Source organism: Paenibacillus praedii (assembly GCF_049725345.1).
Lineage (GTDB): Bacteria > Bacillota > Bacilli > Paenibacillales > Paenibacillaceae > Pristimantibacillus.
This window is the reverse complement of sequence record NZ_JBMWAM010000006.1, coordinates 145,023-157,629: the sequence shown is the minus strand read 5'-3', so window position 1 is coordinate 157,629 and position 12,607 is coordinate 145,023. Positions and strand designations below refer to the sequence as shown.

At 49.7% G+C, this 12,607-nt stretch carries 10 protein-coding genes; 5 read left to right on the top strand and 5 right to left on the bottom strand.

Annotated features, from left to right (window positions below; all coding sequences use genetic code 11):
- The 3 genes from ACO9K6_RS08155 to ACO9K6_RS08145 are packed head-to-tail and all read left to right on the top strand — an operon-like array spanning position 1 to position 3,825.
- Positions 1 to 1,314 carry a carbohydrate ABC transporter permease gene (locus ACO9K6_RS08155; protein ID WP_424767050.1) on the top strand — a complete coding sequence of 438 codons (1,314 nt, stop codon included), beginning with the start codon at positions 1 to 3 and terminating at the stop codon, positions 1,312 to 1,314.
- Positions 1,315 to 1,316: 2 nt separating this feature from the next.
- Positions 1,317 to 2,156 carry a sugar ABC transporter permease gene (locus ACO9K6_RS08150; RefSeq protein ID WP_424767102.1) on the top strand — a complete coding sequence of 280 codons (840 nt, stop codon included), beginning with the start codon at positions 1,317 to 1,319 and terminating at the stop codon, positions 2,154 to 2,156.
- Positions 2,157 to 2,160: 4 nt separating this feature from the next.
- Positions 2,161 to 3,825, top strand: coding sequence for an alpha-amylase family glycosyl hydrolase (locus ACO9K6_RS08145; RefSeq protein ID WP_424767049.1), 1,665 nt, complete (start codon positions 2,161 to 2,163; stop codon positions 3,823 to 3,825).
- Here the strand turns inward: ACO9K6_RS08145 and ACO9K6_RS08140 are convergent.
- The 5 genes from ACO9K6_RS08140 to trxB all read right to left on the bottom strand — a co-directional run bounded on the left by ACO9K6_RS08140 (position 3,812) and on the right by trxB (position 10,010).
- Complete coding sequence (locus ACO9K6_RS08140) at positions 3,812 to 4,099, bottom strand: hypothetical protein (RefSeq protein ID WP_424767048.1); 288 nt, start codon at positions 4,097 to 4,099, stop codon at positions 3,812 to 3,814. The genes ACO9K6_RS08145 and ACO9K6_RS08140 overlap by 14 nt on opposite strands.
- A gap of 102 nt (positions 4,100 to 4,201) precedes the next feature.
- A complete protein-coding gene (locus ACO9K6_RS08135) occupies positions 4,202 to 5,482 on the bottom strand; it encodes an MFS transporter (RefSeq protein ID WP_424767047.1) in 1,281 nt (426 codons plus the stop codon).
- A 172-nt stretch (positions 5,483 to 5,654) separates the two neighbouring features.
- Positions 5,655 to 6,578, bottom strand: a complete 924-nt coding sequence (locus ACO9K6_RS08130; RefSeq protein ID WP_424767046.1) for a LacI family DNA-binding transcriptional regulator — start codon at positions 6,576 to 6,578, stop codon at positions 5,655 to 5,657.
- Positions 6,579 to 6,920: 342 nt separating this feature from the next.
- Positions 6,921 to 8,840, bottom strand: a complete 1,920-nt coding sequence (locus tag ACO9K6_RS08125; RefSeq protein WP_424767045.1) for a glycoside hydrolase family 13 protein — start codon at positions 8,838 to 8,840, stop codon at positions 6,921 to 6,923.
- Positions 8,841 to 9,065: 225 nt separating this feature from the next.
- Positions 9,066 to 10,010, bottom strand: a complete 945-nt coding sequence (trxB, locus tag ACO9K6_RS08120) for a thioredoxin-disulfide reductase (RefSeq protein ID WP_424767044.1) — start codon at positions 10,008 to 10,010, stop codon at positions 9,066 to 9,068.
- A 237-nt stretch (positions 10,011 to 10,247) separates the two neighbouring features.
- Here trxB and galU point away from each other — a divergent pair, with 237 nt between their 5' ends.
- Positions 10,248 to 11,126 carry a UTP--glucose-1-phosphate uridylyltransferase GalU gene (gene galU, locus ACO9K6_RS08115; RefSeq protein WP_424767043.1) on the top strand — a complete coding sequence of 293 codons (879 nt, stop codon included), beginning with the start codon at positions 10,248 to 10,250 and terminating at the stop codon, positions 11,124 to 11,126.
- 218 nt (positions 11,127 to 11,344) lie between these two features.
- On the top strand, positions 11,345 to 12,598 hold the full coding sequence (locus ACO9K6_RS08110; protein ID WP_424767042.1) for an FxLYD domain-containing protein: 1,254 nt from the start codon (positions 11,345 to 11,347) through the stop codon (positions 12,596 to 12,598).
- Positions 12,599 to 12,607: the final 9 nt, after the last annotated feature.

Genomic DNA, 12,607 nt, shown 5'->3' with positions numbered 1-12,607 from the left:
ATGAATCGTCATCGCAGCACCGCGGCTATTTTGTCAGCACTCTATATGGGGCTTGGGCAATTGTATAACCGCCAGTATGTTAAAGGCTTGATTTTAACGGCTGTCAATGTGGCAGCACTTGTTTATTTTATATCGAATTTAGGCAAGGCCATTTGGGGTGTCGTTACACTCGGAGAAAAAACGCAAGGCTTAGAAAAGGTTGGCAGAGTAATGGTTCCTGTAGAGGGTGATCATTCCATTTACCTTTTGATTAGTGGTTTAATTACATTATTTCTGTTCGCGGTTTATCTTGTAATCTTTATTATGAATATTCGCGATGCACATCGGAACGGAAGCTTGAGGGATAAGGGCGCTGCTGCTCCTACGATCAAGGAGACATGGGCCTATGTAACGGATAGAAATTTTCCGCTGTTAATGCTTGCAATTCCTGCATTAGGCGTATTGTTCCTGACCATTATGCCAATTATCTTCATGATCATGCTAGCTTTCACGAACTATGCGTCGCCTGATCATATTCCGCCGGCTAAGCTGGTGGATTGGGTAGGATTTGAGACGTTTGCGAATTTGTTAACGTTAAAAACGTGGAGCAGTACCTTTGTCGGCGTATTCACATGGACCATGGTTTGGGCCGTTATTGCAACGTTCACCACGTATTTCGGAGGCATACTCGTTGCGATCCTAATCGAATCGAAGGGTATTCGCTTCAAGAAGCTGTGGCGCACGATATTCATCATTCCATATGCCATTCCGCAGCTGATTTCACTGCTTGTTATGCGTAATTTATTTAACGGACAATTTGGTCCAATTAATCAGTATTTGGGCTACTTCGGTTTAGGTAAGCTGCCTTGGCTTACCGATCCGTTCTGGGCAAAGGTTACCGTTATTTTGGTTAATATGTGGATTGGTATCCCGGTATCGATGGTTCTTATTCTCGGCGTGCTTACTGCAATTCCGAAGGATCTTTATGAAGCTGCAGATGTGGACGGCGCTACGGGCTTCCAGAAGTTTAAAATTATTACGATACCGTTCATACTTTTCTCTACTGCTCCGATCTTAATTATGCAGTTTGCCGGAAATATCAATAACTTTAACGTTATCTTCCTGCTTACAAACGGTGATCCGGTCAAGGGAGATTATCATTATGCAGGCAGCACCGACTTGCTCGTTACTTGGCTTTATAAGCTGTCACTAAACAATAGCCAGTTTAATATGGCTTCAGCAATCGGCATTGTTATATTCTTGATCGTGGCGTCCTTCTCTATTTGGAACTATCGCCGCTCGCGGTCATTCAAAGAGGAGGATATGATCCAATGAAAATGGGACGCAAATCCGCTAACTTCGTTCGTCTGACGCTGAGCTATCTGGTTCTAATTTTTATCGCGGTATGTGCGATATATCCGGCTCTATGGGTGCTGCTATCGTCCTTGCGGCCAGGAACATCCTTGTACAGCCCGACTCTGATTCCGGATACGTTCACCTTTGCGCATTATAAGGAATTGTTTACGAATCAAAGCTTCCGTTACGGGGTTTGGTACATTAATACGCTTAAAATTGCAACGCTGACGATGATTTTCTCGACTATTCTTATTACGCTCAGCATGTATGCTTTGTCACGCTTCCGCTTCCGCGGCCGCAAAAACATCCTGACGACCATGCTGGTCTTGGGGATGTTCCCGGGCTTTATGAGTATGATCGCGATTTTTATTGTCTTGCTTCAATTGAACCTGCTCGACACGCATGCAGCACTTATTCTCGTTTATTCCGCAGGCTCCGTGCTTGGAGGATTCGTTGTCAAAGGTTTCTTCGATACGATTCCGCGGAGCTTGGATGAGGCGGCTCGTATAGACGGTGCAACGCATCTGCAGGTTTTCGTCAAAATCATGCTTCCGCTATCACGTCCTATGCTGACTTATGTCGCACTCACTTCGTTTACGGGCGCTTGGGTTGACTTTATTTTCGCAAGATTGGTTCTTCGCAGTAAAGAAAACTGGACGCTCGCAGTCGGGATGTGGGATTTAGTCAGCTCTTATCAGAACAGTAACTTTACGTTGTTCGCGGCAGGTTCCATTCTTATCGCGATTCCAATTACGCTTCTGTTCGTCTTCCTTCAACGGTTCCTGGTGCAAGGCATGATGTCCGGCGCATCGAAGGGATGATGAGATGACTTACAAGCATTATCGCCTAGTGGCGGCGGCACTGCTTATCATGCTGCTTGCTGTACTTGCGGCTTGCTCGTCGAATGAAGGAAGCAATGGCGGGAATGAGACAAATGCGCCTGCAGAAACGGCTAATTCGGTCCAGAATGCAGGCGAAGCTGAAGTTGTTCCTGCCTCCTTTGCGGTGGATGAGCAGCCAGGTGTCGTTTATTATGAGATTTTCGTGCGGTCCTTCTATGACACCGATGGAGATGGGATCGGCGATTTGAACGGAGTAACGGCAAAGCTGGATTATTTGCAGCAGCTTGGCATCGGAGGTATTTGGTTGATGCCAATCAATGCTTCGCCAAGCTATCACGGCTATGATACAACTGATTATTATTCGATTAATCCCGAGTATGGCACGATGGATGACCTGAAGAGGCTGCTCGAGGAGGCGCATAAGCGCGATATTAAAATCATTATGGATCTTGTCGTTAATCACTCCAGCAGTGAGCATCCATGGTTTAAAGAGGCGCTTGCCGATCCGAACAGCCCTTATCGCAGCTGGTATTCGTTTGCAGCAGCTGATGAGAAGGTTCCCGCTGACGGAGCGGTGGACGGCAATCCATGGCATGTGAAGGGAAGCGACAAATATTTGGGCATTTTCTGGGGCGGTATGCCGGATCTGAACTTCGATGAGCCGAAGGTTCGCGAAGAGATGATCAAGATCGGACAGTTCTGGCTGGAGCAGGGACTGGATGGCTTCCGTCTAGACGCTGCCAAGCATATTTACGGCGATTTTAAATCGACAGTAAATACGCCGGAAATTCAAGCAGCTAATAAAAAGTGGTGGCAGGAATTCCGTGCAGGAATGAACGAAGTGAATCCTGACGCTTATTTGATTGGCGAGGTATGGGATTCGCTTACCGTTATCGCGCCTTACTTCGATCAAGCGCTAAATTCCGCGTTTCACTTCGATCTTGCCGATCGTCTGCTGAGCGCGGCGAGCGGTGAGCAGGACCCTGATCTTGCCTTCTCGCTTGGCCGGGCGCACGGCGTATATGAACAATCGTCCGGCGGTACGTTCGTCGATGCACCGTTCCTTAGCAATCATGACCAAGATCGCGTCATGAGCGTGCTGAACGGCAATGTTGATCATGCAAAGATGGCGGCGGCGCTTCTGCTGACGCTGCCGGGTACTCCTTACCTCTATTATGGCGAGGAGATCGGTATGAAAGGCACCAAGCCAGATGAGTATATTCGCGAGCCGATGCTGTGGTACAGTGATCCAAGCGGCGGCGAAGGCCAGACAACCTGGGAGCGCTCGCGTCACAATGTGGAGGCAGGGCCGGTATCGGTTGAAGCGCAGCTGGAGGAGGATCTGTCGCTGCTAAGCCATTATCGCGAGCTGATTACATGGCGGAATGAGGAGGCGGCGCTGCGTGACGGCGCTATTGCCGAGTTTAAGCTAGAGCCTTCCAATTCGAAGCTCAGCATATTCGTGCGTGTGACGGAGAAGGAGCGCGTGCTTGTCGTGCATAACCTGTCCGGCGAGCTGCAGACAGCTGAACTGCAGCCGTCCAAAGCATTTGGCGCGTTCAAGGAGATTGCACGCTCCAACGGCGAAGCGAAGCTTGACGGAAGTACATTGACAGTACCAGCGTATAGTACGGTTATATTGAAGTAACAAGGAACAGTCGAGCAGACAGAATCATCTGCTCGACTGTTTTTTTGGTGCTATCACAGTGGTCGATAAGAGAGGGTGGCAAGAGGGTACGATCTCCTCTCTCCCACAACTGTGTTGAGAAATTCAAAGCTTCTGGTCGCATTAAACGCGGAAAACTTGGAATGGGAGTTTGTCTCATCCCCAACGTGTCGAGCCGACGAAATGATAACGCTTCTTCATCTGTAATAAGGGTTAAAGAAGCCTCACGGCGCTTCAAAAGCAACCGCTCTGCCACGGATTCGGGCTGCTCCAAATTGGACCTGGACAGCTGCAGTTCGCCGTAGCAGGTATGGTCGATTGGATAAGCATGAGAGGGTTATTGGATATCAGCTGCCTTCTAATTGAAATTTCGAAATGACGGCATACGGACGTATGCCAAAATGCTGACTATAAGCATCATCGCTCCGCTTATTGTTATAATGATTGCCGGACCATAAATATCGGACAGGCTGGAGAATACAGCGAGCCCGATAGGCGGAGCGACGCTTGTTAAGGCGCCGAGCAGCCCGAACACTCTGCCTTGCATCGCTGGATCGATGCCCACCCGCAGTACGATAAATATAATTGTTGTACTGAACGAGAACAAAAAGCCTACAAGCAGGATGAGCGGCAGGGCGATAGCGGCTGCCGGTATCTGAGCAATGGCTATAAACATAGGTCCCATTAGAAGCATGCTTCCCAATATCCACTTCCCTCTGTTTTTCAAGCGACGGTCGAGCCTCATAATTACGATTGAGCCAATGACATAGCCAAGCGGAATACAAGCTTCCAGCAGCCCGAAGATAAAAGGTTTCGCCTGCCATACCTGAACGGCCATTACTTGTATGAGCATGAACGTTGATAGGAAAAAAAACATGACAATTGGCAGAAGAATGACGGCCGCTTTTGCAAAAGCGTTACTCCACACGTAACGGAAACCGTCGGCTAAATCCTGCTTGAAGGAGGCCTTTTCAGTGGTAGCGGCATCTTTGGCCGCTTTATACGGGAATTTGCCTGCCAAAAGCAGCAGGATCGCCGACAGCAGGAAGGCGGCGGCATCAATCGCAATAGCAAAGGCGCCTCCGAACGCGGCCACGGCAATTCCGCCTAATGCGAAGCCCATAATTCGGGTCATATTATCCGAGATGCTGATCGCGCCGACGGCCTGCGTCAGCTGCTCCTTGCCGACAATCTCCACCAAGGAAGCCTGAAAGGCCGGCGCACGAAACACCCCTGCGAATGCGACCAGGCCGGTTAATAGGATGATATAAATAAAGGGTACATTCGGTAAATAGATCAAAATGGCGATGACAGCGACGAGAATGAAGCGGACGATATCCGTTACCCACATAAGCGTTCTGCGGTCCTTGCGATCCGCGACCGTACCGGCAAATGAGCCGAACAGCATGCTTATGACAAGGTGAGTGATAAGTACAGCCGACATTAGCTTAGCGCTCCCGGTCGATTGCAGCACCCACAGATTAAGTGCAATGCTGTGGAACGTGTTGCCCAGCAAAGATATGCTGTAGCTCGTAAAAACGAACAGAAAGGTGCGGTTTTTCCATATGGATGCACCTCTTGTGTCTGGTTGCTGACTCGTTGCTGCTTTTGTACCATTATCTTTGGCTAACTCAAGCATAATATTACCTCCCATGTTTAATCGCAAAGAGAAGTCTATAATAACTTAAACGTTTAAGTTATTATATTAAAAAGCAGAGTTATTCTGCCTTCACATGGTTGGTCCAGCCGTGAAGGCCTCTGCTGAGCAACTGCCGTAAAATCATTTTTCGTATGTGATATAGTGCTGTCGGCTAATCATTAATGGCTTTTACATTTCTATATTTGTGCTTTGGTCCATTATTCGGATCATCAAGCAGCTGAAGCATCAGCTGGTAAGCTGCCTCGGGCTTACGGTCTCCAAATTGAAGGCGATGAGAAGCGGCAGGTGAGATTTCCGGACAACCGGCAGTGCAAATGACGGTTAATTTTGCAGGCTCGACATACCTGGCAGCCAGGATAGAAGTAAACTCATTAAGCACGATGCCATGCTTTTCGCCTTGCTGCTCGAGAAACTGCTTGAGCTTCACCTCGCTTTCCATGAAGTGGATCATGCGATCATCAACACCTGGAAGACTGCGGATAGCATCTGCAAACTCGTTGTTGTTTGGGCGGTCAGCAATAATATAGCTTTGGTGCAGGGAGGAGATTTCGCTCGCCCTCGAAATAGCATCCTCATAATCATAGTTGACCTTATAGAAAAGCGGATCTTCAATGATGCTGTCCACCACAATAAGCGGTACCCCAACTGAAAAATGACTCGAGATCAGATGAAAGTATTCCTTCTTGACGTCGACGACGAATACGCCGTCAAGCTTGCGCTCTGATATGATATCCAGCTTTGGATTGGATGCGTCAAGCGTGGCGAGAACAACGTGATAGCCGCGTTCAGTAAGAAGCCGCTCCAGCCGCTCAACAAAATGCGTATAAGTAAAGCTTCGCCAAAAGCCTTCGTTTTCCGATCGATTGATAAGGATGCCGATAAGACCTGACTTTTGCTTTACCAATGATCTGGCGGCCAGATTCGGCACATAGCTCAGCTGCTTGGCGGCCTCAAGCACCCGACACCTCGTTTCTTCCGGAATGGTCTGATTCGGCACATTGTTGATTACATAGCTGACCGTGGCGACGGAAACCTCAGCGGCTCTGGCAATATCCTTAAGCGTAGCTTTTTTCAAGAACATCAACTCCTAAAGGTTTTGCGAAGCAAAACTGGCATCGAAAGCATCCCCATCTCATTCACTTAATCGTTTAAGTCATTATGCCATGGATTCTCTTCCTTTGTCTAGCGGGACTTCGGACGTCTTATCGATGTTTCATTCGTTTTGGCGGACTTAATTCGAGGCAATTTCTATAATTAGTTTTGTTAAATCGAATTAATTGATGAAGAGGCTTGCCTAAAGGAGCATATAAAACGGCTGCCAGTCCGTTGTTCATGAAAAAAGGGCAGTCCTTCGAGTAGATTTATCTACTTAGAGGACTGCCCCCTTGTAAATGATTTCAGCCGCTAGTAATTAGCCTTACGCAGTTACTTGCTTCAAGATGACATAGCCATATGCCGGCAAGGAGATGCTAAGTTCACCTGCCGCATTGCTTGTCAGCGTCTGGTCTTCCGTTGCGCTGTCTATGCCCGAGAGCAGCGTTGTCCAAGCGGAGACGCCGCCCTTCGATGCGACAGCTGCTGTTGCTGCGTCAGTGCTGGCTGCTGTTGCTTGGAGCGTGTCGCTGCCTTCAGCAGCAGCCGCTTTAGCAAAGCCCGTGAACGCAATCGCGTGCGGCTTTGTGCCGATGGCGGCCGGCGCTGCATCAACCGCGAAGCGCAGGTCTGCAGCTTCGCCGCGCGCATTCAGCGCGATAAGCAGGCGCTGATCGCCATCGCGGCGCTCGTACGCGATGGTGCCGTCTGCTTCGCCGACATGAACGAAGCGAATGTCCGCACTGCGAAGAGCGCTGTAGCTGTGACGCAGCCCGATAGCTGCCGTATAGAACTGCAGAAGCTCCAGGTTCTGCTCCGAAGGATCCCAAACCATGCATTTGCGGCAGCCTGGGTCGCCGCCGCCGTTAATGCCAACCTCGTCGCCGTAGTAGATGCAAGGCGTACCTGGATAGGTAAGCTGAAACAACGAGGAAAGCTTCATTGCCTCTGTGTTGTCCTCGCAGATCGTAAGCAGACGAGGGGTGTCATGGCTGTCGAGCAGGTTGAACGCCGACTCCGTTATTTGCTGCGGGTAAGCCGCGAGCTGTGCGCCGATCGCAGAAGCGAACTGTCCAGCATCAATCTTCTGGTAAGCGAAGAAATCAAGCACCGCATTCGTGAACGGATAGTTCATCACTGCGTCGAATTGGTCACCTTGCAGCCACATCATCGAGTCATGCCAAATCTCTCCCAAAATATAAGCTTCCGAATTCACGGACTTCACCGTTTGCCGGAACTCGCGCCAAAACTGATGATCCACCTCGTTGGCAACGTCCAGCCTCCAGCCGTCGATGCCAATTTCTTCGATCCAGTAGCGAGCGACGTCGAGCAAATATTTTTTTACTTCAGGATGCTCCGTGTTAAGCTTTGGCATCAGCGGTTCGAAAGCGAACGTCTCATACGTCGGAACGCCGTCGATCACCTGCAGCGGCCATTCTCGCACGTGGAACCAATCCGCATATTTGGACTGCTGTCCATTCTTCTGCGCATCGACGAACGGGGGAAATGTTTTGCCGGAATGATTAAACACCGCATCGAGCAGCACGCGAATGCCGCGCGCATGACAAGCGTCAACCAGCTCCTTCAGCTTCTCATTCGTGCCGAAATGCGGATCAACCTTCATATAATCCTGCGTATCGTATTTATGGTTCGTTGTCGCCTCAAACAGAGGCGTGAAGTAAACGGCATTAACACCGAGCTCGGCGATATGATCCAAGTGATCGATTACACCCTGCAGGTCGCCGCCAAAAAAGTTTTTCGCAGTGGGCTCGCCGCCCCATGGCTCAACGTTTTCAGGATCAAGAGAAGGGTCGCCGTTCGCGAACCGCTCAGGGAAAATTTGATAGAAGACAGCGTCCTTCACCCATGCTGGCGGCTCAAAAACGTCAATGGGATTAATATATGGAAAATCGAAAAACGTATTCGGATTGTCCGGAAGCTTCAGCTCAAAGCCTTTTTCAGTGAACAAAATACTTTCCGTACCGCTTGTTAGACGAAATGCATAGCGAAGGCGGCGGAAGGGAGGAATAACAGCCGTCTCCCAATAATCGAACAACGCATCAGAAGTGAAAATATGCATCGGAACCGTCGTGATCGTTTGATCCCAAGCGTACTTGTCTCCAACGATCGCGTCAACAACGGCAACATCGTCTTTTTTGGTCCGCAGCCGAATGTGCAGCGTTTTGCCGTCATAGGCGTATGCCCAGTTCTGCTTCGGTCTGTGATAAATAGCTTCTAATAGCATGTTTTCATCGCTCCTTATATTTTAGGGTTCTAAAACGCGAAAAAGGTACAACCCCTGCATAAAGCCGAGGTTGTACCTTTTTCCATTAAAATTGTTCAGGCGACGCTCACGCGAAGCATATGGTGAACAAATGGTTGCGGTAGCATTGCCTTTCTATTGTATCTCTCAACACATTTATTATACATAATTTGCACATATTGTACCAGTCTATTTTGTAAAAAAAATTTAGGCGTGAACGGCCTCATGTGCATGTTCTTCCAAGAAACGTTCGCAGTCTAGAGCAGCCATGCAGCCGCTGCCTGCAGCGGTGATCGCTTGGCGATAATTGCGGTCCTGCACGTCGCCGCATGCGTATACGCCTGGGATATTCGTCTCGGAGGTGCCTGGCTTCACGATAATGTAGCCTTGCTCATCCAAGTCGATTTGGCCGCCAAGGAACCCAGTGTTCGGCGTATGGCCGATCGTTACAAACAGGCCGTCTGCTTCTAGAAGCTCTTCCTCGCCAGTCTCGTTATTGCGTACTTTCAACCCTTGCAAGCCCATACCCGTAGCAGCGACTTCAAGCGGTGTGTTGTTTAGGCTCCAAACGATTTTGTCGTTGGCGCGAGCGCGGTCCTGCATGATTTTCGATGCGCGAAGCTCTTCGCGACGGTGAACAAGGCGTACCTCGGAGGCGAAACGAGTAAGGAATACCGCTTCCTCCATCGCGGAGTCGCCGCCGCCGACAACGATGATTTTTTTGCCGCGGAAGAAGAAGCCGTCGCAGGTTGCACAAGTGCTTACGCCGCGTCCGATATTTTCTTGCTCGCCCGGAATGCCGAGATATTTTGCGGATGCGCCAGTCGAGATAATGATGGACTCGGCTTGCAGCTCTCCAAGCCCTTCAACGTCAAGCGTGTAAGGACGTTTGCTGAAATCGACGCTTTTGACGGAGCCGGTTTTGAATGTTGCTCCGAAGCGCTGTGCTTGCTTGCGCATGTTGGACATAAGCTCGCTGCCGAGTATGCCGTCTGGGAAGCCGGGGAAGTTCTCAACCTCCGTTGTAGTCGTCAATTGACCGCCAGGCTGCCAGCCTTCAATAACAAGCGGCTCCATGTTCGCGCGAGCCAAATAAATAGCTGACGTCAAGCCAGCGGGACCTGTTCCGATAATAATAGTTTTGTGTACCATATATATCCTCCATTCGGGTTATCACATGATGAAGTAATGAATACTACTTTAAAATTATTATAAACTAACCTTTGTGTCAATATCGTTCATACAACGTTCATGTTGGGAGCTAGCTTGAGCAAGCCTTCTGGTCCTGCTTGCCGAAATCCACTCATAGGTTCATAGATTATTAATAGTATCAAGGTTATGATAAAAGAAGTAGTTTCGATTAAGGAGATGAAGAGGAGCGATATTTAGATGGATAAGCGGATAAGGAAGGCGATCATTCCTGCTGGCGGATTAGGTACAAGATTTTTGCCTGCAACGAAGGCGCAGCCAAAGGAAATGCTTCCCATCATCGATAAGCCAGCGATCCAATATATTGTTGAAGAGGCTGTTCAGTCGGGGATTGAAAGTATCGTCATCGTGAGCGGCCGGAACAAACGGGCCATCGAGGACCATTTCGACAAATCAGCTGAGCTGGAGATGGAGCTGGAGGCTCGTCACAATGAGGAAATGCTGGAGATGGTCCGGAAAATATCCCAGCTTGCCGATATCTACTATGTTCGTCAGAAGGAGCCGCTGGGGCTCGGACATGCCGTATTATGCGCTCGGCGTTTCATTGCAGATGAGCCGTTCGCGGTGCTGCTTGGCGATGATATTCTCAAATCCGACCCGCCTTGCTTGGGTGAAATGATCGCAGTGTATGAGGAGACAGGATCATCGGTAGTAGCGGTGATGGAGGTTCCTTGGGATCAGACGCATAAATATGGCATCGTCGATATCGAAGCAGGGCGGCAGATCGCTCGGGTTCGCAATATTATCGAGAAGCCTGCACTTGGACAAGCGCCCTCCAATTTTGCGGTTGTCGGCCGTTACGTGCTGGACCCGGCCATATTCGGACTGCTCGAGAGGGCGACACCGGGCAAGGCAGGAGAGATTCAGCTTACCGATAGTCTGCAGCAGCTGAATCAAATTGCAGCGTTGTCCGCCTATCGCTTTGACGGACGCAGGCATGATGTCGGCGACAAGCTGGGCTTCGTCCAGGCAACGATCGATTTCGCGTTGGAGCGCGGCGATCTTGGCGCGGATGTAAGGAGATATATGCTGGAACGGTTAAAGGAATTGGATGTCTAAAAGCATACATATAAGGAAAGGACGCCTAGGGGCGTTTTTTCTTTGGCGAACCAGTATTCCCTAGCAACTTGTTCACGGGACTAGGGTACAGCTGTAATGGCTGTACTCTTCTTTTTTTAATTAAAAATTTCCACTAATATTAATTGGAGATCATTTACTTTTTCATATAGAATAGAGAGATGTGCACAGGGAGTATGAATGCTGGGGGATGAACGGAAGTGTATTGCCATCATTGCGGGAAGAAACGGACAGATGATGCGATTTATTGCAGTCAATGCGGCAGATTGCTTGAAGTGGAAATGGAGTTTGAGACAGAGGCGAGTGCTGAAGCGGAGGCCGGAGCATTCGAGTCGGCTGCTGCTGCAGAGACTGCTATTTCGAACGAGCAGCGGTATATGCCGAAGGATGCCGGAAAGCAAGGAGGAGCGCGCTCCTTATGGGCGTGGCTGACTCCTGTTCTGCTAGCGTTCGTAACGGCTGCTGTCGTATTTGCTTACTATAGTTATGAGTCTGATCTGAATGATAGAGTAATGGACATGCAGGCGGATGCAAGAAGCATGGCGCTGACAGGCAAGTATGCCGAGGCGCTGGCGATGCTGAAGGAAGCGGCAGATGCCAGACCGGACTATGCGGCGCTGCAGGCGGATGTGGATATCGTATCGTATGTAATCGAGCTCGAGCACTCGGCGGCGGCTGCGGGAATGCTGATTGAGGAGCGGAAGCTGAGCGAAGCAAAGCAGGCATTGGAGCAGGTGCGTGATGCGCTTCGGGGGCATTCGGAGCCCATTTTTGCGAAGGTGAAGGAGCAACTCGAGGTCCATCAGGTAAAGCTGGGCGTAATGACGCTTACGGAAGAGCTCGCGGAGCTGAAGACGGTGGATGAGCTTGAAGCGAAGCTTAATGTCGCGAATAATTTAGATAGTGATGAAGCGATAGCTGTACGAGAGCAGATCGTAGCAAGAATCGTGGAGATTAGCTATGCGGAAGCAGAAGCGCTGCTGGGCAAGAAAAATTACAACGATGCATTGGCAGTGACAAACAGAGCACTTGATTTTGCTTTGGATGATGAGAAGTTGACGGAGCTGGAGGAGCGAATACGCCAGGCGCAGGAGCAGTATGAGCAGGCGGAGCAGCAGCGGCTTGAGCAAGCCATGCAAAATGCGGCTGCCGAGGATTTGAAAAATCAGACGGCAGCGGTAGAGGTCGTCAACATAGAAACGACGCTGGATGAGTTCGGCGATCTCAATATTGCCGGCGAACTGAAAAATGCGGCAACGCGTCCAATTTATGGGATTTCTATTCAGTTTACCGTTATGGATGCTGAAGGAAATGAACTTGGCTCCGGGACGGCAGATGCAACGCCTCAATATGTGGAGCCTGGCGAGACCATGAGCTTTAGTAGTACGGTATATGGCGTTTATGTTGACAATACGACTGTCGTTGTCGATCATGCGACGTGGTATTTGGATTAAGGGGGCGAT